Source organism: Neolewinella aurantiaca, from assembly GCF_008014675.1.
Taxonomy (GTDB): domain Bacteria; phylum Bacteroidota; class Bacteroidia; order Chitinophagales; family Saprospiraceae; genus Neolewinella; species Neolewinella aurantiaca.
The window spans coordinates 24475-49563 of the sequence record NZ_VOXD01000042.1 but is presented as its reverse complement, the minus strand read 5'-3'; the positions used below and the strand labels follow the sequence as shown (position 1 = coordinate 49563).

The 25089-nt window shown below is 53.7% G+C and carries 22 protein-coding genes; 11 read left to right on the top strand and 11 right to left on the bottom strand.

The window, feature by feature from the left end; translation table 11 throughout:
- Positions 1-315 precede the first annotated feature (315 nt).
- From FUA23_RS20025 to FUA23_RS20015, 3 genes are read left to right on the top strand one after another with little or no spacing between them, the layout of a single operon-like run.
- Positions 316-549: a hypothetical protein gene (locus FUA23_RS20025; RefSeq protein ID WP_147932555.1), complete on the top strand. Its 234-nt coding sequence runs from the start codon at positions 316-318 to the stop codon at positions 547-549.
- On the top strand, positions 549-920 hold the full coding sequence (locus FUA23_RS20020) for a hypothetical protein (protein WP_147932554.1): 372 nt from the start codon (positions 549-551) through the stop codon (positions 918-920). The genes FUA23_RS20025 and FUA23_RS20020 overlap by 1 nt, the downstream gene beginning before the upstream one ends.
- 13 nt (positions 921-933) lie before the next feature.
- On the top strand, positions 934-1863 hold the full coding sequence (locus FUA23_RS20015; protein ID WP_147932553.1) for a mechanosensitive ion channel family protein: 930 nt from the start codon (positions 934-936) through the stop codon (positions 1861-1863).
- Positions 1864-1970: 107 nt separating this feature from the next.
- Here FUA23_RS20015 and FUA23_RS20010 read toward each other — a convergent pair whose 3' ends face one another.
- The 4 genes from FUA23_RS20010 to FUA23_RS19995 form a co-directional block, all read right to left on the bottom strand.
- The gene (locus tag FUA23_RS20010) at positions 1971-2537 is read right to left on the bottom strand and encodes a hypothetical protein (RefSeq protein ID WP_147932552.1); all 567 of its coding nucleotides are present in this window, start codon (positions 2535-2537) and stop codon (positions 1971-1973) included.
- 226 nt (positions 2538-2763) lie between these two features.
- Positions 2764-6336 carry a DNA polymerase III subunit alpha gene (gene dnaE, locus FUA23_RS20005; RefSeq protein ID WP_147932551.1) on the bottom strand — a complete coding sequence of 1191 codons (3573 nt, stop codon included), beginning with the start codon at positions 6334-6336 and terminating at the stop codon, positions 2764-2766.
- Between the two features lie 347 nt (positions 6337-6683).
- Positions 6684-7388 (bottom strand): porin family protein, encoded by a 705-nt coding sequence (locus FUA23_RS20000; protein WP_147932550.1) that lies wholly within the window; start codon positions 7386-7388, stop codon positions 6684-6686.
- 454 nt (positions 7389-7842) lie between these two features.
- Complete coding sequence (locus FUA23_RS19995) at positions 7843-9105, bottom strand: PQQ-dependent sugar dehydrogenase (protein ID WP_147932549.1); 1263 nt, start codon at positions 9103-9105, stop codon at positions 7843-7845.
- A gap of 60 nt (positions 9106-9165) precedes the next feature.
- Here FUA23_RS19995 and FUA23_RS19990 point away from each other — a divergent pair, with 60 nt between their 5' ends.
- The 4 genes from FUA23_RS19990 (at position 9166) to FUA23_RS19975 (ending at position 12674) form a co-directional block, all read left to right on the top strand.
- Complete coding sequence (locus tag FUA23_RS19990; protein ID WP_147932548.1) at positions 9166-9384, top strand: hypothetical protein; 219 nt, start codon at positions 9166-9168, stop codon at positions 9382-9384.
- On the top strand, positions 9371-9571 hold the full coding sequence (locus tag FUA23_RS19985) for a hypothetical protein (RefSeq protein WP_147932547.1): 201 nt from the start codon (positions 9371-9373) through the stop codon (positions 9569-9571). The genes FUA23_RS19990 and FUA23_RS19985 overlap by 14 nt, the downstream gene beginning before the upstream one ends.
- A gap of 41 nt (positions 9572-9612) precedes the next feature.
- Positions 9613-10752, top strand: coding sequence for a Gfo/Idh/MocA family protein (locus FUA23_RS19980; protein ID WP_147932546.1), 1140 nt, complete (start codon positions 9613-9615; stop codon positions 10750-10752).
- Between the two features lie 95 nt (positions 10753-10847).
- Positions 10848-12674, top strand: coding sequence for a M61 family metallopeptidase (locus FUA23_RS19975; RefSeq protein ID WP_147932545.1), 1827 nt, complete (start codon positions 10848-10850; stop codon positions 12672-12674).
- Between the two features lie 94 nt (positions 12675-12768).
- Here the strand turns inward: FUA23_RS19975 and FUA23_RS19970 are convergent, their stop codons facing one another.
- Entirely contained in the window at positions 12769-12975 is a 207-nt protein-coding gene (locus FUA23_RS19970; protein WP_147932544.1) for a DUF4177 domain-containing protein, read from the bottom strand.
- Between the two features lie 268 nt (positions 12976-13243).
- Between FUA23_RS19970 and FUA23_RS19965 the strand changes: the two genes are divergently transcribed.
- Positions 13244-13954, top strand: a complete 711-nt coding sequence (locus tag FUA23_RS19965) for a flavodoxin family protein (protein WP_147932543.1) — start codon at positions 13244-13246, stop codon at positions 13952-13954.
- 205 nt (positions 13955-14159) lie between these two features.
- Positions 14160-16781, top strand: a complete 2622-nt coding sequence (gene alaS, locus FUA23_RS19960) for an alanine--tRNA ligase (RefSeq protein WP_147932557.1) — start codon at positions 14160-14162, stop codon at positions 16779-16781.
- A 53-nt stretch (positions 16782-16834) separates the two neighbouring features.
- Here alaS and FUA23_RS19955 read toward each other — a convergent pair whose 3' ends face one another.
- Together FUA23_RS19955 and nspC are read right to left on the bottom strand one after the other, a co-directional pair.
- A complete protein-coding gene (locus FUA23_RS19955; RefSeq protein ID WP_147932542.1) occupies positions 16835-17488 on the bottom strand; it encodes a transposase in 654 nt (217 codons plus the stop codon).
- A gap of 274 nt (positions 17489-17762) precedes the next feature.
- Entirely contained in the window at positions 17763-18878 is a 1116-nt protein-coding gene (nspC, locus tag FUA23_RS19950) for a carboxynorspermidine decarboxylase (RefSeq protein ID WP_147932541.1), read from the bottom strand.
- Between the two features lie 394 nt (positions 18879-19272).
- On the opposite strand from nspC, the gene FUA23_RS19945 reads away from it, so the two are divergent.
- A complete protein-coding gene (locus tag FUA23_RS19945; protein WP_187271145.1) occupies positions 19273-20043 on the top strand; it encodes a T9SS type A sorting domain-containing protein in 771 nt (256 codons plus the stop codon).
- A gap of 32 nt (positions 20044-20075) precedes the next feature.
- On the opposite strand, the gene FUA23_RS19940 is transcribed toward FUA23_RS19945, so the two are convergent.
- From FUA23_RS19940 to FUA23_RS19930, 3 genes are all read right to left on the bottom strand, one after another.
- On the bottom strand, positions 20076-20831 hold the full coding sequence (locus tag FUA23_RS19940) for a LytR/AlgR family response regulator transcription factor (protein ID WP_147932539.1): 756 nt from the start codon (positions 20829-20831) through the stop codon (positions 20076-20078).
- 61 nt (positions 20832-20892) lie between these two features.
- Positions 20893-22026 carry a sensor histidine kinase gene (locus FUA23_RS19935; protein WP_147932538.1) on the bottom strand — a complete coding sequence of 378 codons (1134 nt, stop codon included), beginning with the start codon at positions 22024-22026 and terminating at the stop codon, positions 20893-20895.
- Between the two features lie 87 nt (positions 22027-22113).
- The gene (locus tag FUA23_RS19930) at positions 22114-22317 is read right to left on the bottom strand and encodes a hypothetical protein (RefSeq protein WP_147932537.1); all 204 of its coding nucleotides are present in this window, start codon (positions 22315-22317) and stop codon (positions 22114-22116) included.
- Between the two features lie 301 nt (positions 22318-22618).
- Between FUA23_RS19930 and FUA23_RS19925 the strand changes: the two genes are divergently transcribed.
- Positions 22619-24052 (top strand): T9SS type A sorting domain-containing protein, encoded by a 1434-nt coding sequence (locus tag FUA23_RS19925; protein ID WP_147932536.1) that lies wholly within the window; start codon positions 22619-22621, stop codon positions 24050-24052.
- 15 nt (positions 24053-24067) lie between these two features.
- On the opposite strand, the gene FUA23_RS19920 is transcribed toward FUA23_RS19925, so the two are convergent.
- Entirely contained in the window at positions 24068-25063 is a 996-nt protein-coding gene (locus FUA23_RS19920) for a long-chain-fatty-acid--protein ligase (RefSeq protein ID WP_147932535.1), read from the bottom strand.
- Positions 25064-25089: the final 26 nt, after the last annotated feature.

The following is a 25089-nucleotide window of genomic DNA, read 5'->3' as shown; positions in this document are numbered from 1 at the left end:
AATGAGTATCAATTTACACGCTGATGGACCCAGTAAAGCTGGTGTTAAGCATAAACGAATGCGAGCGATGTGGTCCGATAAGGCCCGTGATAAAGTTTTTCTAGATAGTATGCGTTAGCCCTGGGGGCCGGGGGAGAGGGGGATTCCGTGCATCTCGTGATACACACCAAACCAGAGAATACGTAATTCACCTTATATGAAAGTAGCAGACGCCAACTGAAGACCGTCATTCGAACGAACTATCCGCTGCCACGTTTTAAATTCAGACCACCCTCCGACGCTACGCCATCTGCACCCTTTCTAATTCCCATTTTTATGTCTGACTCAACCCCTCCTAAAAACGAACCAGAAAAGCCAGGCGACGCACTCGCCGAAAAAGCCAAATCAGCTTACCAGTGGTGGGACAACCTCGCGACCCTCAATGCCGATGATCCGCTGTGGATGGGAGCTCTAAAGATCGGCGTCCGGGTGTTGGGCGTTCTGATTCTGCTGGCACTTTCTCCCCTGATTCTACTGGGTGTAATGCTGGCGTTTATCGCTGTAGCCTGATGAAAATTCTCCGTAAACCAGCGTGGTGGAGTGCAGCGATGATCGTAGTAGCCCACCAGGTGGTGCAATACGGTCTGGACTGGCAAATTCCGGTGCTCGATGCTTACCTCGATCCGCTGTTGTGTTTGCCCGTCTTACTAGGTCTCTGGCTTACAGAACGGCAATGGCTATTTAGTACAGAACGGCTTGGCAACCTAGAAGTAGTTGTGGCCGGCCTTGCGTTGGCCATCTTATTTGAGGAAGGATTCCCGCGTTGGCAACCCGCCTTTGTGCGGGATTGGTGGGACTACCTGGCTTATGCAGTCGGAGGCACCTGGTTCTGGTGGTTCATCAACCCCAAATCAGAAAAAGAACCCAGCCCTACAGAATGAGGTTTAAACAGGTATGGAGACTCAGGTACAAGACATTCAAACCGTATTTACTGAATTCTGGAACGAGGTAATCAACGCCATCCCCGGCCTGATTACCGCACTGATTATTTTCATCGTCGGCCTCTTCATTGCCCGCTGGATCGCCAATATTGCCGGTAAAAAGATCCTCTCCCGGATGGAAGACCCGTTAATGGGGCGCTTCCTGACCACAACGCTAAGGGTATTGCTCGTTCTTGGCGTCCTTTTGCTCGCACTGAAGGCAATGGGGCTCGGCGGCATCGCAGCCGGCATCTTTGGCGCCGCCGGCATCGGTGCGGTGGTTCTTGGTTTTGCGTTTCAGGACATCGGGGAGAACTTCATCGCCGGTATCGTTCTGGCATTTAACCGGCCCTTCGACATTCAGGACACCATCCTGATCGACGATCATTTCGGGAAAGTCAGAGGTCTTAGCCTCCGCTACACTCACCTGAAAACCTTCGATGGCAAAGACATTTACGTCCCCAACGCCGACGTGCTCAAAAAACCGCTGCAAAATTATACGGCAGACGGGTACATCCGGTCAGACTTCATGGTAGGGGTCGCCTACGAAGATGACATTGAAGGGGCAAAAACAATCATTCAAAAGGTGCTCGACGAGCACCCCAATATTGTCCACGACGACGAGCACGAAAACTTCGTTGTCGCCGACGAACTGGCTGCTTCCACCGTAAACCTGAAAGTACTGTTCTGGCTTCACACCAAAGACTTCAGGGCCAACGCCACAAAGTCCCGCGGAATCGTGATCCGCGACGTCAAAAACGCCATCGATAAATACGGTTACAATATGCCGGCCGACATCACGGAGGTGAAACTCTACGGCGGAGAGCGTGACATCCCGATCCGGGTTGAGTTTGACCGGACACCGAATTCGGAAGCGGAGAACCTGCCTCCTGCTGAGCGGTGAGCGCTTTTTTCTCCCAAAACATTCCTATCATCCTTCCGGGCTACGACGTCTGGCCCCAAGCAGTTTACCACCCCGAACGAAACCGAATGGCTTCAGATGCTAACGCCTCAAAGCGCCACCAAGTAAGTAAGCCCCAAACCGCCCGCACAGCGATCACGATCCGTTGCCCCGTAATAGCGCATCCGGGTATATCCGAGGGCAATATTACGCCAGCCAAACTCGATTTTGACCCCAAAAGACGGATCATAACTGAAGTCTTCTCCCAGCCCATCGGCCTTGAAGTGGATGTTGCGATCAGTAAGCGCACCCAATCCCACACGAAAATCGTCGTTAAGCCAGTAGTGGGCCGTCAAATGAACCGGAATGCGCGTCAGGCGTACGTGCGCTCCGTCGGTAATGGTCCGCCAGTATTTGTAGCCGACAGTGGCGTGTAACATGAACCGCTCGAAAGAAGGAATCCGTAATTGTGCCCCGGCCATGAGCGAAACACCCTGAGCACCTCTGATGACCTGCGTTCCGCCATCTTCGGCATTTACCCAGCCAACGCGATCGCCACCGAGCTCCAGGGCTCCCCCCACCAGTAACTTCACCTCAGGCCCCAGGGCTAGTTGCTGGGCCCCGAGGTGCAAAGGCAACAGTAGCGTCAGGAAAAGAGAACTGAGTAGATATTTCATATCACTTACCAAAATAAGGCCGCTGCGGCAGTTTTGCAAGTAGCGGAAATTTGCCGGCGCAAACGCAGGTGCCGGGAACGGTTTAAAGCAGAGCCTTTTAACCTTTACCTTGCACCTGCGGCCCCGCCCTGATTACATGCCAAAACCACGCTCCGTTCCAAAACACGATGTGCTCTTGCGCCCGGAGAGCGCTGCGGCCACTCTCACCGAATGAGTATTGACCGGGTTATGCTCCCTCCAACCGGTACTTGATTCCCATTCGTTCGATTTCCTTCACGAAGTCAGTATCCGGCTGAACGGTCCGTTTGAGGGAGAACATTTTTAGTTTAGTGTCGCCCTCACGGTCGTAAAAGACCATCCGGAGTTTGGCGTCGCCCTGGTACCGCTGGCAGAGATCGTCGAGTTCAACAACCTTTGCCTCCGTCAGGTCTTCGAGCGGCATTTTAAGGACGATAGCGGAAGTAAGTTCCTCCCCTACCCCTTCGAGCAATTTGATCTCAGAAATTTTCAGTTCCAACTCTTCACTTTGCCATTTTTTCTGGAAGGTGGCGGTAAGGAACAGTGCCGTTCCGTGGTTGAGGACGTGCTTGAACTTGAGGTAGTCTTCGCCGAAGAGTTTGAACTCAATCGTTTCGTCGTAATCACCCAGTTCAAAGATGCCCCAGCCGTTTCCGTTTTTGCTCACGAGGTGGCGGGCACCAACTATCATACCGGCCAGTTTCACCGTACTACGGCCGTATTTCTGTGGGTTCAGTTCGGCCAGAGAGCAGGTGACGTAATTGTCGATCTCCATCTTGTAGCCATCCAGTGGGTGGCCGGAAACGTAGATACCGGTTACGAGCTTCTCGCGATTGAGTTTTTCGGGCAACAGGAAGGGTTTCGCTTCCGGAGGGGCTGGTGGGTCTACGCGAATCTCGTCCTGTACTGCAGCAAAGAGTGAACTCGCAGCTTCGGCCTGCCGGGCGATGGTTCCGTTGGCCGTCTTTACGGCATCCTCGAGGTAAGAGTCGAACTTTGGCGTCGGCGCGTAATACTGAGCCCGGTGCATATCTTCGAAGCAGTCGAAGCCTCCGGCGTCGACTAGGGCTTCCAAAACGCGCTTGTTCACCGTTCCCGGCTCGATGCGCAGGAGCATATCGAACATACTTTCGAATTCGCCTTCCTTTCTGGCCTCCAGAATAGCTTCTACCGGACCTTCGCCAACACCTTTCAGTGCCGTCATACCAATACGGATGGCACCATCTTTATTGACCGAAAACTCTCCTTTACTCTCGTTCACGCTGGGCCCCAGCACAGGCACGCCGAGGCTTCTACACTCGCGCAGGAAGAAACTCATCTTGGTCTGGTCCGACTTATTGTGGGTCAGAACCGAAGCCATGTACTCCGCCGGATAATGCGCTTTCAGGTAGGCCGTGTGGTAGGCCACCAATGCGTAACAGGTAGAGTGAGACTTGTTGAAGGCGTAAGAAGCGAAGGCCTCCCAGTCTTTCCAGATTTTGGCCAGCTTCTCCTCAGGGTGGCCGTTGGCCGTTCCTCCTTCGACGAACTTGGGGTACATCTTATCCAGTACGTCCTTCTTCTTCTTACCCATCGCCTTACGCAGTACGTCGGCCTCACCTTTCGTGAAGTTGGCGATCGACTGCGAGAGGAGCATAATCTGCTCCTGATAGACGTAGATACCAAAGGTTTCCTTCAGGTACTGCTCCTCGGCATCGAGGGTGTACACAATCGGGCTCCGACCGTGCTTACGCTCAATAAACTCGGGGATATATTCCAGCGGACCGGGGCGGTAAAGCGCGTTCATCGCAATCAAGTCGTCGAATGTCGTCGGCTTGAGGTTCTTCATGTGCTTCTGCATCCCGCCAGATTCGTACTGGAAGATACCATTGGTCTCTCCGCGCTGGAAGAGTTCGTAAGTCTTCGGATCATCGAGTGGGAGTTCATCCACATCGATATCGACGTCGTGGTTTTCCTTGATCATCCGGAGCGCATCCTTGATGATGGTCAGTGTTTTCAGGCCAAGGAAGTCCATCTTCAAAAGTCCGGCGTCTTCGGCTACTGAGTTATCGAACTGAGAGACGTACATCCCGGTGTCCTTATCGGCTGTAACGGGAACGTAATCCGTCACGTCGTCCGGGGTAATCACCACGCCACAGGCGTGGATGCCGGTGTTCCGAATGGAACCTTCGAGCTTTTTCGCCATCCGGATCATTTCTCCGATCTGGTCGTTTTGTTCGGCAAGGTCACGGAAGGCATAAGCCTTGTCTACGTCTTCGCCGTTCATTTTGCCCTTCAGCTTGGGGTTGATGTCCCCGTCGGCAAGTACATCACGCAGCGAAGCACCCAGTTGTTGCGGGAAGGACTTTGCGACCCGGTCAACTTCGCTCAGCGGTACATCCATTACCCGGCCGACGTCGCGCAGGCTCGACTTAGCTGCCATCGTACCGTAAGTGATGATCTGGGCAACCTGCTCCTGGCCATACTTATCGATCACGTAATCGATTACCTTCTGGCGACCGACGTCATCGAAGTCAATATCGATATCGGGCATCGATACCCGCTCGGGGTTGAGGAATCTCTCGAACAGGAGATCGTATTTGATTGGGTCCACGTTGGTAATCCCGACGCAATAGGCAACGGCAGAACCCGCTGCAGAACCACGGCCGGGGCCAACGCTCACACCCATTTCCCGGGCGGCGGTCGTAAAGTCTTGTACAATCAGGAAGTAGCCCGGGTACCCGGAGGCTTTGATTACGTCGAGTTCGAAGTCCAGTCGTTCGCGGGTCACTTCGTTGATCTCTCCGTAGCGCTTCATCGCGCCTTCGTAGGTGAGGTGACGCAGGTAATCATCCTGGGTCTCGAACTCGGGCGGCATGGGGAAGTTAGGCAGCAGTACATCCTGCGCCAGGGTAAGGACCTCGATTTTATCGTAAACTTCCATCGTATTGGCCACCGATTCAGGGTGGTCATGGAAGAGGTTAGCCATCTCGACCTGCTTCTTGAAGTAGAAGTCAGAACTGGGGAAGGAGAAGCGCGTAGGGTCTTCCTTCAGAGAACCCGTGTTGACGCACAGCAGCAGATCGTGGGGCAGGTAATCTTCTTCCTCCACGTAGTGGCTATCGTTGGTACAGATCACCTTCACGTTGTGCTTCATAGCCAGGGCCATGAGTTTCACGTTGATGTCTTCCTGGCTTTTGCCGGAGTAAATAGTCCGGCCTTCACGGTCCTTACCAAGGTCGATATCGTCGATACCCCGGTGGCGCTGAATCTCGATGTAGTAATCATCTTCGAAGATGTTGAGCCACCACTTGAGGGCTTCCTCCGCTTCTTCGTCTTTGCCTGCGATCAGCAGCTGTGGGATTTCGGCACCGATGCAGCAGCTCGTCACGATCAGCCCTTCGTGGTACTTCTCGATCAGCTCTTTATCGATGCGCGGGTACTTTCCGTACAGCCCTTCGATGTAACCGATGGAGCACAGTTTACACAGGTTCTGGTAGCCCTTTTTGTTCTTCGCCAGCATCAACTGGTGGTAACGCTTATCCTTTTCTCCCGCCGCGCGGCTGAACGCCTTCTTGTGGCGGTCCTTCACCAGGTAGAACTCGCAACCAATCATCGGTTTGATGTTCCGTTTACGCGCCTCGTTGACGAACTTGAAGGCCCCGAACATATTGCCGTGGTCGGTCAGGGCCACGCCCTTCATACCGTCTTCCACCGCCTTGTCCATCATCTGTCCTATTTCGGAGGCTCCGTCAAGAAGAGAGTACTGGGTGTGGCAGTGTAAATGACAAAATTCTGGCATGCTTTGTTAATTGGTAGTACGTAGTTGGCAGCGGTAATACTGTTGCGTTTTGGAGGCATTACAGTAGCTTCCCGACCGTTTGCACAAGGTACAAAGCAGACGTTCTTTTCCAACAAATAGTTTTCCACATTCGCCGAAAATGTTCCGGTGATGCTCGTGCGTAAAAACGTCTCTTTTTGCGCGGCCGCAGGATGCAGAGCACGGTTGAAAGCCAGTTAAAACCACCCGTTTCGTCAGGGAGCTACGTACCGCTGCACCTCCAGATTACCGATACAGAAAAAGCCCGAAACCAAAGGTTTCGGGCTTTCTGAAAATTTTAGTTGATCTGGCGCGGTTCGCCTTCGCTTTTACAGCGAGAAGGTCACTCCTGCACCGAAGTTGAGACCTTTGAACCCCGTCTTGGCGGTAGCCAGGGGTACATCGTAGGGTTCCGTCAGGCTCTGCTCGAAGCGACCTTCCACAAAGGCTCCGAAGCCGGGAGCGAGGGAGAATTTTGCTCCGGCACCTCCAACGGCAGCAACGTGGAAACGCTCGTAATTGATGGCGTCCAGATCAATATCAGAAGACATCAGGTTGAACTCGATGATGGCCGTTGCCGTAGTCCGCAGGTTACCGCCCGTTGCGTAACCGAGGCTTGCTCCGGCAAAAGCGTAGGGCTGAACGGCACCGGTGGTCGGCAGTTTCGCCTGCACCAGCAGGGGAACATCAACGTAGGTGAACCGTGTCTTCGCCTGAGCACCAAGCGGAACGTTGATTCCGAATACTTCCTGATCGGCAGCAATATTAAGGACCGTCCCCCGACGGTTGATTTCGATTCCCGGACGGAAGCTCACAACGTTGCCGAAGGGGATGTCAGCAAAAGCTCCGAAGGAAAGCGCCGAGGTGTTGTCGAACTGGTCGCTAACGGCATCGAATTCACTATCGGTACGAATGTTTGAGCTGCCGTATCCTGCACGGAGGCCGAAAGAAACCCCAGCCGGGGTTGTTTCGGTCTGAGCATAAACGAACGTCCCGAGAAGGGCAAAAACCAGGGTGGTCAGAAGAGTACGCATGATGAAGCGATTTAGAAATTAGAATCTTTAATTTGGGCTGTATAACGCTTCTGACGGCGAATGTTGCTCAAGGGAACAGTTAAGAGCCCTTAAGGTATGTTAAGGCATTTTAGCTAAGAATCTGGCCCTGGCCCCTTTGACTTAATTATCATGCACAGAAGATGTACCGGATCAGAATAAGCATCCGGAACATCCCCTCCGGGGGAAATTTTCTTGCACGAAAAAAATAATTATTTTTTTCAATAAAAATCAGAAAAGCCCTCTAATTATCGCACTGCACCTGCGTTTGCGCCGAAAAATGATGCCAAGGTCGTACCTGTCTTCAATCCAAAAAACAAGAGCCAGCTGCCCGGAAAGGCTACCCAAAAACCGAGTTGAACCTTTACGATTAAGGAAGACACTCCTGATACGGTGAAAAGGCAGCAAACGTGAAGCAAGGTATAGCAACCGGAGACTATTCGGCCGAAACACGCCAAACTATTCCGGCGTCGTCATCACAGACCAATAAACCTCCGGCAGGGCCAACGGTAACCCCAACGGGCCGTCCCCAAACCTCACCGGCTTCAGCATCGGCGATGAATCCGGTAAGAAAATCTTGCGGAGGCTGCGGCTTGCCTTGCTCATCGAACGGTACAAAAACAACCTTGTAGCCACTGAATTTCGCCCTGTTCCACGAGCCGTGCTGTCCGATAAAAGCGCCGTTCTGATACTTTGCAGGAAACTCATCCGCAGTGTAGAATGCCAGCCCTAAAGACGCGGTATGAGGCCCGAGTGGTACATCGGGCATAATAGCTTTGGCGACCAGGTCGGAGTGCGGGTCCTCTGCCCAGCGCGGATCTTGCAATTGACCGTAATAACTGAAGGGCCAGCCGTAGAAGCCTCCTTCCTTTACGCTTGTCATATAATCAGGTACAAGGTTATCACCCAGCTTATCTCGTTCGTTTACAGCGGCCCAGAGTTCTCCGGTAACGGGGTTCCAGTCCATCCCTACCGGATTACGAATGCCCGTAGCAAACTGGCGCATCGCCGATCCGTCGGGGTTGATTTCAAGAATAGCCGCGCGGTTCTTCTCGGCTTCCAGTCCGTTTTCACCGACATTACTGCCCGACCCGACGGAAACGTAGATTTTGTCACCGTTTTTGCTTGCCAGTAGATTTCGGGTCCAGTGGTTATTGTAGCCCCGGGGCGGAGTGGCCAGAATTTTCTCTCCTGCCGAGGTGTCCAGTTTCATTTGCCCCGCCTTATAAGGGTAACGCCACGTAGCATCGGTATTGGCGACGTAGAAGTAGCCATCAAGGATCAACATTCCGAAAGGTTGGTTAAGGGCTTCGGCGAAAATATGGCGGCTGAGAACGCGCCCGTTATCGGTTTTCAGCAGAATGATCCGGTTTGCGGAATTACGGGTATTGCTTTCCACTACAAATACGTCGCCGTTTTCGCCGACGTAAGTGCTCCGGGGATGCTGCAATTTATCAGCCCAGCGTTCAACCCGGAAGCCTGCCGGCGCAACCGGAGTTTGGCCTGCTGGCCAGTCGACGATTTCGCTTCTTTTCACCGCAGACTCAGTAGAGTAAGGGCTGGGCAGTTCCAGAGGGCCGATAGCCGTTTGCACGATATCGGAAGATCGGCTGGCGAGTTGTTCTTTTCGTTCAGAAGACACCTTTTCGGCGCAGGCAAACGAAAGGCTCAGGAGTAGGAGGTAGATAATATTCTTCATATTGCTCGCAACGGAAGCCCCGCCATCCGGGTTCGGGGAATAAGAATTAACTTGCCCCCTATGTCTGACCATCCTACCCCACCCGCCTGGCTCGGCTTTGCCAGTTGGATCCCGGTTCTTGTTTACTTCGCGGTGAAGTACCTGATCATTGGCTCCGAAAATGTTACCAGAAACCAAACCTACCTGCTGATTGGCTTTGTTATCCTGGCAGAGGTGGCGTTATGGCAGTACCGTAAATCCTTCCGCCCAAAACAAACCGACAACCATGGAACCGATTAGAAAAGACCGCCCTACCCCCGCTGTATTTGCCATAATGACCCTTGTTTCTCTGGGATCCTACTTCGGCATCAAGTACGGTGTGATGGGAGGAGAGATGAAACCCCTTACCAACGGCTTACTGATTTTGGTTGCCATGCTTCTGGGCGTCGGCACCAAACGTGTTCTGGAAATGCGCAAGTCGGAGTAATATTCGCAATAAGCTATCCCCCCCTTTTAAAACCAAAACCTATGCAAGACCTCAAAAATTCCCGCCGAAAGTTCCTCCGTCAGTCCGCAGTTGCGGCGACGGGGCTGATCCTTGCGCCAACCATTATTGGTTGTGGCAACAAGAGCGGCGCTTCTTCAACAGCCACTGCACCTGCGGCCCCGCCCGCGAAAAAAACAGGTAAACTGGGGATTGCGATCCTCGGTCTGGGAGGGTACGCGAAAGGTCAGATTGCGCCTTCGCTACAGTTTACCAAACACTGCGAGTTGCGTGGCATCATCACGGGCAGCCCCGAAAAAATACCAGCCTGGCAGGAAGAATACGGGATCAAAGACGAAAACGTTTATACCTACGACACTCTTGAAACCATCGCCGACAACCCTGACATCGACGTTGTTTACGTGATTACGCCTACGGCGACCCACAAAGATTTTGCCGTCCGGGCAGCCAACGCCGGCAAGCACGTCTGGTGCGAAAAGCCGATGGCCATGACGCCCGAAGATTGCCAGTCCATCATCGATGCCTGTACCAAAAACAACGTTCGCCTGAGCATAGGCTACCGGATGCTGCACGAGCCGAACACCCAAAAATTCATCGCGCTGAGCAAGGAAAAAGCCTTCGGAGACTTCACCAGTGCCACCTCCTACGCCGGTTACGCCGGCCAGGACCCTGCCACCGATTACTGGCGCGGTCAGCGCAAAATGGGCGGCGGAGCCCTCTACGATATGGGTGTTTACACCGTGAACGGTCTTCGCTACGGCACCCAAATGGCTCCGGTAGCCGTGGTAAAAGCCATGCAGGACCGCCCTACGGAAGTTGACGTCACGACTGAATACACCCTAGAATACGCCAACGGCATGACCGCCACCGGCAAAACCAGTGTGGTAACCGAATACAACCTCCTCAGGATCGAAGGCCAAAACGGCTGGCACCAGATGGAACCCATGCAGCCCTACGGCGGCGTGAAAGGCATGACCAGCGACGGAACCGTGCTCGGGCCGCCCATCGACGGGAAACAACAAACCCTGCAGATGGACGATGACGCCCTTGCCATCATGAACGGCACACCGGTGCTCGCCCCCGGCGAGATGGGCATGGCCGATATCCGGGTGATTCGCGCCATCATCGAAAGTGCAGAAACCGGCAAGAAAGTAATGATCTGAACAGTGGTTTGAGCGCCTCTGGCGCGATGTCATAGTCGCACCGGAGGCACTTAACCCAACCAACATAATCGCGCCGGAGGCGCTCAACCTATTTTATGCGTCAATTTTTCCTTTCACTTACCCTAATCCTTTCCTCCCTTACCGCCTTCGCCCAGTTGGAGTGGGTACCTCAGCACCCGGGCACGATCACCTACACCCTCGACCTCGAAAACGTGCAGCAGCACGAGTTACGGATTACGGTCGATTTCCCGGCCGTAGGCCCGGGTATCTTCCGGGTGAAAATGCCGCAGAGCAGTCCCGGCCGCTACGCACAGCACAACTTCGCTAAGAACGTTTATGATTTGAAGGCATTCGGCGCGGACGGAGCAGCAGTGGATGTTTACCAGGAAGGTATTGCAGCATGGGCCGTTGCGGGCCACGGCGGAGCCGTGACGCTCGAGTACACCCTCTTCGCCAACGGCGGTGACGGAACCTACTCCGGAATCGACGATCGCAAGCTCCACCTCAATATGCCCGCCAGCTTCCTCTACGGCGATGTACTCAACGACCGCCCGGTGATGCTGAAGATCAAAGACGGACAACGCACCGACTGGACGGTAGCCACCCAATTGGTAGAGGTCGGCAACCGCGCCTACGCCGCGCCGAATTATTACTACTTCTTCGATTCACCGACGATCGTTGGAACAATCATGCGTGACCAGTTCGAGGTCACTAACCCCGACGGCAACACCCAAACAATCGAAGTAGCGATGATGCACGAAGGTACCCGGGAGGAGTTCGATGATTACGTTGAGTGGACCAAAAAGGTAGTATTGGCCCAACAAAAAGTTTACGGTGAAATTCCCACCTTCGACTACGGAAAATACACCTTCCTTTGCTCCTACAACCCCTGGATCGGCGGAGACGGTATGGAGCACCGCAACTCCACCATTTGCTCTTCGACCGGCAACCTCGGCCAGCACGCCGACCGGCTGATCGGTACCGTAAGCCACGAATTTTTCCATTGCTGGAACGTAGAGCGCATCCGCCCCGCCAGCCTCGAGCCTTTCTCGTTCGATCACGCCAATATGAGCGGAGAACTGTGGTTCGCCGAAGGTTTCACGAGCTACTACGACGACCTGAGCCTGGTACGCGCCGGGATCCTCAGCCCGGAAGACTACGCTAAAGGACTGACCGGACAGCTAAATTACGTTCTCCTGCGCCCCGGCCGCGACCACCGCAACGCTATTGAAATGAGCCAGCAAGCGCCCTTCGTCGACGCAGCAACGGCCAACGATCCGGACAACTTCGGCAACACCTTCGTGAGCTACTACCCCTACGGTGCCACCATCGGCCTGGCGCTCGACCTCACTCTGCGGGAGCGCGGCCACACCCTCGACGAGGTGATGAAACTGATCTGGCAGCGCTACGGCAAAACGGAGATTCCGTACCACATCCGCGACCTGCAGCTTGCGCTCGGCGAAGTGGTCGGTGATCAGGCCTGGGCCAAAGACTGGTTCGCAGATTACGTCTACCAAAGTGAACTGCCCAACATCGGCGCGTTGCTGGACAACTACGGATTTGTGGTCGAGCCCGCCCACCCCGACACAGCCGGCTTCATGGGCCTTCGCCTGCGCGACGGCGGCGATGTGGTTACGGTACGCGGACCTGTTGCGGAGAATTCTCCGCTTTACGAAGCCGGTCTGGATGAGGGCAGCAAAATCCTTAGCCTGAACGGTCAGCCCGTCAACTCTCAGGATTCCTGGGACGCAATCGTGAGCAGCCTGGAGATCGGTAAAACCTACGAGATCAGTTTCGAGCAGTTAGGCCAGCAGAAAACCGGACGGTTTACCGCTGCGGTCAGCCCGGAATTGAAAATCCGTTTCGAAGAAGGCAACCGTAAGGCTAAAAAAGCGCGGGAGGATTGGCTTTGGCGGGAGTAGAGTCGGGAGTCGGGAGTCGGGAGTCGGGAGTCGGGAGTCGGGAGATAGGTGATTTGAGAGTGAGCCACAAATCTGACTACGTTTTTTCTCAGCGCTAACCGGCTTTTTTCTCTCTCCGGAAAGTCAGGATGACACCTGAGGTTTTACCGTGATCCCAGATACTGTTAGCCAGAGGTGTGGTAGCGCTCAGCTCCCACCCCTTTGCCGCCGAATCGTTAATCGTTTTATCAAACAGATTGATGTCTTCTCGGCCCTTAAACTTTCCGGGGACGTAAAGGGATTTGTACTCGTAGTTGTGCATGGTTGAATAATTTGTATCCAATATGCGGGGTCAGGCGTTCCGGAAGAAACTTCTTCGATTTATCCAAGGCGGGAGACGACGAATGTTTTGGGCGCGGGCGCGGGTGCAGAGGGAAGACTAAGGGCACGGTATCCCGTCAGGAATCGCCACCTGACCCCGCTAATTCGAATTCACAGGCTGGTGACCTTACGCGACATTTGGAACGGATAAACCGCACAACTGCATCCAAATCAGGGTAATACAGGCAAACAACCAAACAACCATCCCCATGAGCAAGCCCGATTTCTCCGACCTCAAAGCTGTTTACGTCAACTGTACCCTTAAGCCTTCCCCTACCGTGAGTAATACCGAAGGACTGATGCGCGTCTCGAGCGCGATCATGGAAGCCGAAGGAGCAGACGTAGAATTCATCCGGTTGGTAGACCACGACGTCGCGCCCGGCGTACAGCCCGACATGACCGAGCACGGAGCCGACAAAGACGAGTGGCCAGCCCTCTTCGAACGGATCTTCGCCGCCGACATCCTCGTGATCGGCACGCCGATCTGGCTGGGGGAGCGCTCTTCGGTCGCCACCCGTTTGGTGGAGCGCATCTACGCACAATCGGGCCAGCGCAACGATAAAGGGCAGTATCTCTTCTACGGCAAAGTTGGTGGCTGCATCATCACCGGCAACGAAGACGGCGTAAAGCACTGTGCCATGGGCCTGCTCTACTCGCTGCAGCACGTGGGTTACAGCATTCCGCCCCAGGCAGATTGTGGCTGGATCGGTGAGGTAGGCCCCGGCCCCAGCTACCTCGACGATGAGTCAGACGCAAAGAACAACGACTTCACGAACAGGAATACGACCTTCATGACCTACAACCTGCTGCACCTGGCCAACACGCTGAAGCAACAGGGCGGCTACCCTGCCTACGGCAACTCGAAAGAAGACTGGGACAAAGGCAGCCGGTGGGGCTTTGGCAATCCGGAGTACCGGTAATCCTGGCCGGCGGCCGCAAACAAAGCTGCAGCAGTAAATAATGGAATAACATTGTTGGGGGTACTTTGCTTTTATACCGCGCCTTGCATCCTGCGTCCGCGCCAAAATAGTATCTTTGCCGACCCGAAAAACAGTCTCTTCGTTCGTTGGTCTTTTGGCACCCGCCACCAACGCACGACAAGACCAACGAACTAACGATTACTCCATGACTTCTGCTCAGATCCGCCAGGCCTACCTTGATTTCTTCCGTTCTAAAGACCACAAGATCGTGCCCTCCGCACCGATTGTGAATAAGGACGACCCCAGCCTGATGTTTACCAATGCAGGCATGAACCAGTTCAAAGATTTCTTCCTGGGCGATAAAACGCCCGACCGCCGCCGCATCGCCGACACCCAAAAGTGTATGCGCGTTTCCGGGAAGCACAACGACCTGGAAGACGTGGGCCGCGATGGCACCCACCACACCATGTTCGAGATGCTCGGCAACTGGTCGATAGGTGATTACTTCAAGGAGGAAGCCATCGCGTGGAGCTACGAATTCCTGACTGAAACAATGGGCGTTGACCCCGAGCGCATTTACGCCACTGTTTTTGAAGGCGATGAGGCCGATGGCATTCCACGCGACGACGAGGCCGACGGCTTCTGGCAAAAGGTGCTGCCGAAAGAGCGCATCCTGAACGGAAACAAAAAAGATAACTTCTGGGAAATGGGTGAAACCGGCCCCTGCGGGCCGTGTACCGAAATTCACTTCGATATGCGCTCCGACGAAGAGCGCGCCAAAGTGAACGGCCGCGATTTGGTCAACGTCGACGATTCCGGCGTCGTCGAAATCTGGAACAACGTATTTATCCAGTTCAACCGCAAGGCCGACGGTAGCCTTGAAAACCTGCCCGAAAAGCACGTCGATACCGGCATGGGCTTCGAGCGTCTCTGCATGGTGATGCAAAATAAGGATGCAACCTACGACACGGACGTTTTCACCCCAATCCTCGCCGAAATCGAGCGCCTTACCGGTAAGACCTACGGCGGCTCTTACGCCACCGACGCGAAAGCAGACATGGCCATGCGCGTGATCGCCGATCACCTCCGCGCCGTGGCCTTCACCATCGCCGACGGGCAACTGCCGGGCTCCGGAGGAGCCGGCTACGTAGTGCGCCGCATCCTCCGCCGCGCCGTTCGCTACGCCTACTCTTTCCTCGATCAGAAAACCCCCTTCATCAATAAACTGATGAAAGTGCTCGTCCAGGAAATGGGCGATGCTTTCCCCGAACTGAAACAACAGGAAGGACAGATCACCCGCATCATCGAGAGCGAGGAGAAATCGTTTTTGCAGACGCTGGAAAACGGACTCACCCGCTTTGCTAACCTCGACTCTAAAGATGGCGTAATTGGCGGTCAGGACGTATTCGAACTCTACGACACCTTCGGTTTCCCGATCGACCTTACCCGCCTCCTTGCCGAAGAACAAGGCTTGACAATTGACGAAGAAGGCTTCAATGCCGCCCTGGCCGAGCAGAAGGCCCGTAGCCGCAAAGACGCCGCCAAAGAGGTTGGCGATTGGACGGTCCTCTCCGACGAAGACAGCGTCTTCATCGGTTACGATTACCTCTCCGATGCTGGCGCGAAAATCACGAAGTACCGCACCGTAAAGGTGAAAGATAAGCCGCAGTACCACATTGTACTCGACCGCACGCCCTTCTACGGCGAAAGCGGCGGGCAGGCCGGAGATACCGGATTGCTGACGGTCGGCGGGCAGAAGATCTCCGTCCTCGACACCATCAAGGAAAACGACCTGACGGTACACATCGTCAAGCAGCTACCCGACAATCCGGATGCCGACGTGATCGCCCAGGTGCGTGAAGACGACCGCCAGGCCACCAGCCAGAACCACACCGCTGCTCACCTCATCCACGCTGCCCTGCACCAAGTGCTTGGCGACCACGCCGTCCAGAAGGGACAAGACGTACGCGCTAAGCGGATGCGTTTCGACTTCAGCCACTACGAAGCGATGACGGACGAGCAGGTACAGCAGGTTGAAACCCTCGTAAACGAAAAAATCCGCCAGAACATTCCGCTGCTGGAGCAGCGAGACGTACCGATTGCCGAAGCCCGCAACTCGGGCGCGATGATGCTCTTTGGCGAAAAATACGGCGATGCAGTTAGGATCATCACCTTCGAGCCCGGCTTCAGCTCCGAGCTTTGCGGCGGTACTCACGTGAAGTACACCGGCGAGCTCGGCCTGTGCAAAATTGTAGCGGAGACCGGCGTTGCCGCCGGCGTTCGCCGAATCGAGGCCGTTACCGGAGCCGGGGCCATCGCTTACGTCGATGAGCGTCTGGCGACGCTCGCAGAAATCCGCGGACTGGTGAAAGGCTCCAGCAACCCCGCCAAGGCCGTTGCGACGCTACAAGACGAAAACCGCGCCCTGAAGAAAGAGCTCGAAAAGATGCAAGCCGCGGCCGCGGGCAACGTAAAAGAAGACCTGGTAAAGGCCTTCGAAATGGTCAACGGAGTCAACTTCCTGGCCGCAAAAGTTCCACTGAGTGACGCCGCTGCGATCAAGTCCCTCGCCTTTCAGCTTACGGGCGAGAACGAGAACAGCTTTGTACTACTCGGCTCAGAAAACGACGGCAAAGCACTACTGACCCTGGCCCTCTCAAAAGATCTGGCCGACAAAGGGGCGCTGAACGCAGGTGTAATGATTCGTGGACTGGCAAAGAACATCAAAGGCGGCGGCGGCGGACAGCCGTTTTTTGCTACCGCAGGAGGTAAGGACCCCGGTGGGATTGAGGCGGCCCTGAAGGAAGCTAAGGCACTATTGGGATGAGCGCCGTTGGCGCGATCCGTCACGCCGTCAGGCGCAAAAATTCGGAATAAGCGCTACGCTCGAAATAATTCTTCAAAATCAGGATTCAAATAAGTGCCCGGCCAGTCCCGCCAATGACTTACCAAACCAGCTTTGACCGGATTGTTCAGGACGTACCACATAACAGTAGTGAACTTCCCCGTTCGGATACGGCGATCAAAATATGTTCGATTCCACACACCCTGTTCTCCGCGCTTAAGCTGTTCATTGACTTTATGCGCGGTAAAGCTCTTGTGTCGGCCGATGATTGGTCCGATTGGAATTTCCTCCACTCCCTCCGTAGCTCTTACAATTAAATGTACGTGATTGCTCATTACGCAGATAGCATAGATATACAGGCCTGACTTCCGAAAGAAAAGCCAGGAGTCAATAATTATTTCAGCAATGCCTTTATCCGCCAAAAACATTGGATTAGTTATGGCCGCTTGGTGGATTGCTTCTTCCAGTTCAAGTTCGTACTTGCCCTCGATGAGAAACTTTTGTTTGTGTCTCTCCTGAATGCGATGTTCTTCCGGTAATCCCATGATTTCTGCTTCCATTTCCGATAACGCTTTATCTCTTCTCAATTTGAGTTGCGCTTTTACTGACTTGGGTATACTGCCGAGGAGTCGATAAGTAATATGGATTGGATCCTGCCTTATGGGGTCATGGGGAATTTTCGCGGGCATGGTTCTGGGTTGAGCGCCTCTGGCGCGATTTGAATAGGCCCCATAAAGTTAATGCATAGGGTTATGACCTTAAACTGATGTATTTGGCACACTAGTGGACCAGCCAGCAAATATCGTTACCTTCTAGCTTTGTCTTTTGCGCGCTGGCGTCGTTACCAAAACACTTCCGTAGCGACGGCTATGCAAGTGTTTTGTCGCCTAGCCAGCACACAAAATACCTGCCCTACATGGCACGATATTTACTGGCTAGTCCACTAGTTCGCGCCAGAGGCGCTCAACCCATTCTCGATTCATAATCCGCATACCCAAACGACCGCCGCAGTGTAACTTCTCCGTGGGCATCCACCAGGCAGATATCCGGATGCGGAACACCGTTGAACATCGTTGTTTTTACGGTGGTGTAGTGCGCCATATCCTCGAAGACCAGTTCATCGCCAACCCGAACGGGCTGGGCAAAATAGTAGTTATCGAGGTAGTCTCCGGCCAGACAACTCATTCCACCGAGGCGGTAAGCATAGGGAAACTCGTCTTTTGCTTCGGTGCTGGCACCGGTAATCTGGGGCCGGTAGGGCATCTCCAGAGTATCGGGCATGTGGCAAGTGAACGAAACGTCGAGCATCAGGGTACGCTGTCCGTAATTTTCGATGACGTCGAGGACAGTACAGCGGAGGTCTCCGGTTTGCCACAGGTGGGCGCTGCCGGGCTCCAGGATTACTTCGAGGTGGGGGTAGCGCGCGCGCAGTGCGCGCAGTGTTTTGATCAGTAAGTCGGTATCGTAGCCCGCCTTGGTCATCAGGTGGCCGCCGCCGAGGTTGAGCCATTCCATCTGTTCCAGGTAGTGGCCAAACTGGGCTTTTACCCGTTCTATGAGCGTAGCTGTGTTTGCCGCCGTTGATTCGCAGAGCGTGTGGACGTGTAGACCTTTCAATCCCTTCGGCGGTGTAGACGGTAGGTTGGGCAAGGTCTCCCCCAGCCTGCCGTCTTTGGCGGCGGGGTTGTAAAGGTCGGTTTCTACCGGGCTGTATTCCGGGTTTACGCGCAGGCCGACGCTTTTGCCTTTGGCCTCCCACACCGAGCGGTAGCGTTCCAGTTCGGTTAAGGAATTAAAGGTCAGATGACCAGCAATGTCCGCCACTTCCTCAAATTCATGCGGACGATAAACCGGAGCATAAACGTGGGGTGGTTTCCCGAAGTGGTTCTTGATCAGCAAGGCTTCGTTCAGGCTGCTGGCCGTGGCGCCCTTCAGGTATTCCGCAATGATGGGAAAGGCAGGATAGTACGCAAAAGCCTTGAGGGCCAGGATGATCGTTACGTCTGAAGCAGACGCCACATCGGCGACAAGTTCGAGGTTTTTACGGAGTTTATCTTCGTAGAGGTTGTATTGGGCCATTGGAAACAAAGGAATTAATTGCAAAGATGAATATTCACACTTATCTTTAGATGTGATTGCAATTTTTATTTCAATCTTTTTGCCCCTAACTTTCCATAGAAAATGAATAAATGAAAGCCTTGCTACTTGCTAATAAATCAAGTAGTAGCCCAAAACTTCATCACCGGATCAGTGAGTTTACCAGACAATGTATCTTCTGATATGATGTCGCTCAAAGTAATATCCAAACTTATCAATCAACAAGGTAATACGACCCATACAGATTCCACCAACGCCATAACGGGCTCTATACCTGAACCAAAGTGGTTCAGGTATATTATTTCGAAGTTCGAAGCCAACCCCCATATGCTTCAGGATTACCGAGGCGCAAACCATAGAACAAACAATGACCATTATGCCTACCTTTAAAAAGATACTGAGTCTCTCACTCATATTGATCGTAGTTACATCTGTCAGTTTTCTCAAAGCGCAACGACTGTGGATTCCCAATATTGAAACTCACGCCGAAAACACTACGGTTGAAGTTCCAATCTATATAACCGTGACTGATTCTTTGAGCAGCGTTCAACTCTCTGTCCTGTGGGATTCAGAACAACTGGTATTAGATACCTTGATATTTGCTCCGCACCTCACAAATTTAGATGGTGCGACAACGATGTACAGTGTTCTATCAGAACAAGAAATGCGCGCCGTTGCTGTAAGTAGTCAGGCGGGAGAAACGGATCCTTTTGCACCAGACTCCTTATTATTGACTATGCATTTCAGGTTAACCGATAAATTCACAGGAGATGCGGACATCATTTTCAATCCTGAGTTCAGTACCTTTTTCGCCCATCATGATGCCTACCGGGTTGATCCTGAACTACAAGGCGGCAACATCTCTACCGCTGGCAATACGACAGCCCTTGAAGCTAACGTTAGCCAGACAAATTCTATCAGCTTGTTTCCAAATCCAGTCAGCGAAACATTTATGTTACGCACGGAAGAAACCTCGCTAAGGAATGCGAAATACCAGCTAACGGACACGGCAGGCAAACTCGTTAATCACGGAAAATTAGTCAATGGCCAGGGAGATGTACCAGATCATTTTCCTGATGGAACTTATGTGCTAACCTTATTTTCTGGAAAAAACAGGATTAGCACTCAAATAATTATTCAGCGCTAATTTCCTGCTTCGAAAGATTATTACAGGTTAATCTACCTCCCCAACCACGTCTTGCAGTCCTTCACCCGCTGTCGGCTAACTATGTTTTCCAGCTCTCCCTTCGGTGAGAGCTCCAGGACGATTCGGTGGTTGAAGTAGGGCTGAATCTTCTGCACCGCGTCGATGTGGATGATTTGGGCGCGGTTGATGCGGAACCAGTTTTTGGGGTCCAGCTCTTCTTCGATCCTGTCCAGAATATCATCGAGGAGCAGGCGTTGGCCACTGCTGGAGAGAGCAAAGGTCAGACCGTCGGAAGAGTAAATCTGACGCAGGTCATCTACGCGGACGGGTAGCCACTCCTGCCCTTTCTGAGCGAGAAAGCGTTCTCGGTAAGTCGGCTGCCCTTGCTGAATCAGAGCGGCAATCTTACTCCAGTCCTGAGCCATTGGGGCCGGGGTACGTCCTTCCAGCTTCACCAGTGCGCGCTCCAGGTCAGGAGCTTCGATAGGCTTTAGCAGGTAGTCAATACTGTTGACGCGGAAGGCGCGGATACCGTACTGGTCGTAAGCGGTGGTGAAGATGATGGGGCAGTTGCAGGTTTCGTATTCCCAAATACTGAAGGCCAACCCGTCGGCAAGGTGAATATCGCTGAAGATCACATCGGGGTGCGGCATGCTTTTAAGGGCGCGGACGCAGGATGCAATGGAATCAGTTGAAAAAGTGACGCTCAGCTCGGGGCGAGCTTCCGCCAATAGCTTTGTCAGGCGTCGTAGCGCGGGGGGTTCGTCTTCTATTATCCAGGCGGTCATAGGCTAAATCAGTGGGTCTGAAAACCCGGTTTTATCGGAAATTGACGGGAAGAAAGTGAAGCTAAGCCGTTGCGACTCTTGCCATGTACTTAACCGGAAAGACAGGAATGCTGACTTCGTAAGTTTCTGCCGTTTGCCGGATGTAAACCTCGTCTTCGGTGACCATTTCGTAGCGGGCTTTAAGGTTCTGGTGCCCCCAACCCGTAGAGTCGAGCTTACGCCCCGAGCGTAAGTTGAGCGGGTTCCTGACGGTAATCCGATTATTGGAAAATGTGATATCGATCCGTAAGGGAGCATCCTGACTAACGATGTTGTGCTTAATGGCATTCTCCACAAGCAACTGGACCGAAAGCGGAACGACACGATAGCCCCGGTACGCAACCGGCACGACGGTTCCTTGTCCGCTACCTTCCCATTGCACCTGCGCTCCCGCCTCCCAGTGCCAGCACACCAGAAGCTTATCCTCGAAACGGGTCTGCATCAGAAACACATAATCCTGTAACGCCTTCACCTCGTCTTCCAGGGTAATCAGTTCTTTGTGGCGCCATTCGAGTATGCGGCGGTAAACCGCGGACAGGCGCTGGGTAAACAAAGTGGCTTTGCGGCTGTCTTCCGGGATGATGTTGACCAAAGTGTTCAGGCTATTGAACAGAAAATGCGGATTCATTTGCTGCTTCAGTACTGCCAGTTGGCTCTGCATATTTTCTTTAGCCAGGCGCTCCTGGTCCAGGCTGCTTTGCCGGTACTTCGTAAAAAAGTACACTCCTTCGTACATAGACAGAACCATCACGACCAGGGTATAAGCCATTACAATTTTGTAACTCAGTGGTGGCTGCGGAATAGACGGTTCGGGGAACACACTCATAACCAGCGGTTCGGCCAATGCGGAAAGCAACAGGACGGCCACCGCCAGAATTGCCAGCGTGCTTACAATGCGCCGGGCGGTCTGGTGCTGCTCGGGCAGGCTGCGGCGCATATTGATCGTAACCAGCCGGCCGGTAACCCAGTAGAGTATCGTAAACACCATCGCAATTCCGTAACAATTGACCCCCTCTTCAACACTTATCCCGGGTGTGGAGCCACCAAAAAGTATGTTCCCGACTCCGGCCAGAGGGAACAGGCCCACCAGCATCACGCACAGGTCATCGAATCCGAGGTACTGAATACGTTCGGCCTTACTGAAAAACAACTTCATAGATTACAAATTTACGGTAGCGGGCGCCTTCCCGTGAAAAAAGTGCCTCAGAAGCACTGTTTTTAGGGAGGAGGAACGTCACGTGCTTCAGTCCGTTACTGCTTCTGCCTGCAGGTCTCCCGCGATCAATTGCATCCCCGGAAAGCCCGGAGAAGTTTCTTGCTCATCGGCAAAGAGCTCTCCGTAATTGGTTTGAGCAAAAATACTGACCGTTAAAGCGGTCAGAAATATTAACGTCAGGATAATCTTGCTGATTAAGTTGGCACGATCTTGTTGAGTAAAGTTCATCATATATATAATTGGATTTTTACAAATATTAGCCGGCGCGGTCGCAGGTGCAAGGTCAGCTTACATGGAACGTCGGACGAGGAGGATGAGTCGTCGTTTACGAGCCTTCTGTTTTATCCGGCCCCTGGTTTGGCCCTTCAGCCTTTATTGTGTTTGCACCTAAGTCAGAGTTGTCTCAGGTATAGTGTTAAGCTGAACGTCACGAAAACGCGAACCGTCCGGAATCCTATGGTCTGTATTGCGTCACATTGGCAAAATGCGGGGTACTGGAAACCTTGTGCCCGTTTTTGCGCTTTATAATGACATGAAGAAAATATTTACCCTCCTCCTGCTTTGTCTGTTTTCCTTCTACGCAACTGCTCAGGAAGTAATTACCGCAGAAGACCAAGGAGTTACACTCGCTTTCGTCCTCAACATTGCTCTTCCCATCAGTGTCCAGTACGACGTTCAGAACTACAAAATCACTTATACGACCGAAGACGCGTTCGGCCAGCCTGACACAGCTACGGGGCTGCTCTCGCTGCCCCTTCAGGAAGACCTCGTTTTGCCGCTGGCGGTTTACAACCACGGTACGATCGCTTCGGCGGAACTCGCTCCCAGCGTCCCTGGTGTGGTGGAACGGTTCATCGTGCAGGCTTTTGCCGGCAGCGGATTCATCACCCTGGCTCCGGACTACCTTGGCCTTGGAGACAACGACGGTATACACCCTTACCTCCACGCCGATACCGAGGCAAGTGCTGGTCGCGACATGGTCGTCGCGGTAAAAGCCTGGCTAGAGCAACAGAATATCCCTCAGAACGAACAGTTGTTCGTAACCGGTTACAGCCAGGGTGGCCACGCATCGATGGCCCTCGCCCGCAGTATCGAGGCGGACGGGAGCGACGACGGACTTGAGCTTACCGCTGCCGCCCACCTTTCCGGTGTCTACGACATCACTCCGCCATCCCCCGGCCTGCTCGCCCTCAACGATGTCAACTCCGTAGTCTTGTCCTTCTTCCTTAACACCGCCATCAGCTACAATTATGTTTACGACCTGTACGGCACGCCAGAGGAGTTTTTCAACGAACCGTACCTCACCCCGATCCTGCAGTACATCAACCGCGAGACCGACCTCTACACTATGGGCACCGAGGTGAACGCACTATTGCAGGCAAACAACGCCGTTATCGGGGAAATTTTCGCAGAACAATTCGTTACGGATGTTCTCGACAGCGACGCAGACCTCATGAATGCCTATAACGACAACGATCTGCTGGACTACGCTCCCGCCGCCCCCACCCTGCTCTATTACTGTAACGCTGACATGACCGTAGCCCCCGGCAACTCCATCGAAGCAGAGGTAGCCCTCCGCACCAACGGTGCAGATTCACTGTTGCTTGAAGACGGTGGGGCCTTCAGCCATACCGACTGTGCTACCCCAGCGGCCGTACGAACCCTGCGTTTCTTTCAGAGTTTCAGTAATTCCTTCCCCGTAAGCCTGGGTAACCCTGCAGACCGGCCGGAAATCATGCTCTCCCCTAACCCCGTTCAGCCGGGCAGTGAGCTTTACCTCAGCGGCCTTTCTGCTGAAGAACAGACATACATCATCTACGACCTCAGCGGACGAAACGTAGCCACCGGATCTACGGTGAACGGTGGGTACGTAGCGATACCGACCACACTGAAAGGAGGTGTCTTTATCCTGCGCGTCGCCCTGGGCGACGGGACCTCTGTTGTCCGGCGTTTTCAGGTAAAGTGATTCCCCGGCTGCGCCCTAAAGTACCAGAAGGTTACACCCCCTTACGTCGCTCGCGTCGAGCCGGCCGAGCACTTCAAATGATCCGTTGGGGTAAACGCGTCCGAGATCATCGGTTGCGATGAACGAAATGGTATCGAAGTTGGCCAGGTCTGTGAGGTTGAGTGCACCTGTCTTACCGGCGCCTACGAGCGCCAGCGGATCGGTGATATCCCTTGCCTGCGCGCGAAGGGTTGGCGCAGGCAGGAAAAGGCCATCTTTGGGGGCGTAAGCCTGGCTGAGCAGTTCCGTCATTCCGTACTCCGAATGGATGTGCTCTACCCCGAAGGCCCGGGACAGAACGCCGTGCAACTCGGGGCGTGTCATTTCCCGGCGGCGGCCTTTCATGCCGCCCGTTTCCATGACTATGGTGCCACCAAGTGGCTGTGCGTGGTCTTCGGCCAGGTCTAACAAAGCAAAACTGACGCCAATCAACAGAGGTGGGACGGGGCTATTCTTCAACGCGGACAACTTCCGGCTCAATTCGGGCAGGTCATCCAGAAAGAATCCGGATTCGGGATGCCCGGATTGCTGAATGAAGTCATCGGCCATAAAGACGAGGCTGGAGCCGGTGCGCTCCAGATAGGCGGGGAGCAGGGCGAGGACAGGCCGGTCTTTGAGCGGTCCGTATTGCAATTCAAAAGCTTTCCGGGCATTCTCGCGGTACCATTCCTCATTGCGTAAAGGGTGGTGGCTGGTTGCGGTGCCCGTTGTACCGCTGCTGGTAAACGTACGGACGGGGTCCCAGTCTCCACTCTGCAAACGGTATTTTTTGAACAACGCAATGGGCATATGCGGAATATCCGTCGGGGAGGAGACGGAGGAGGGGTCGACGCGCAACAAATCAAGAAATTGAGCGTAAATATCATTGTGCGCAGCCTGGTACCGGAAGACGCTCAAGGCTACTTTTCCGAAGCTTTCGGGGGTGACGTTCCGGATGTCTTTCAGTAATCGTTCGCGTTGCTGTTCTTCCATTTGGGTAATTTGCCTGGCTGCTGCAT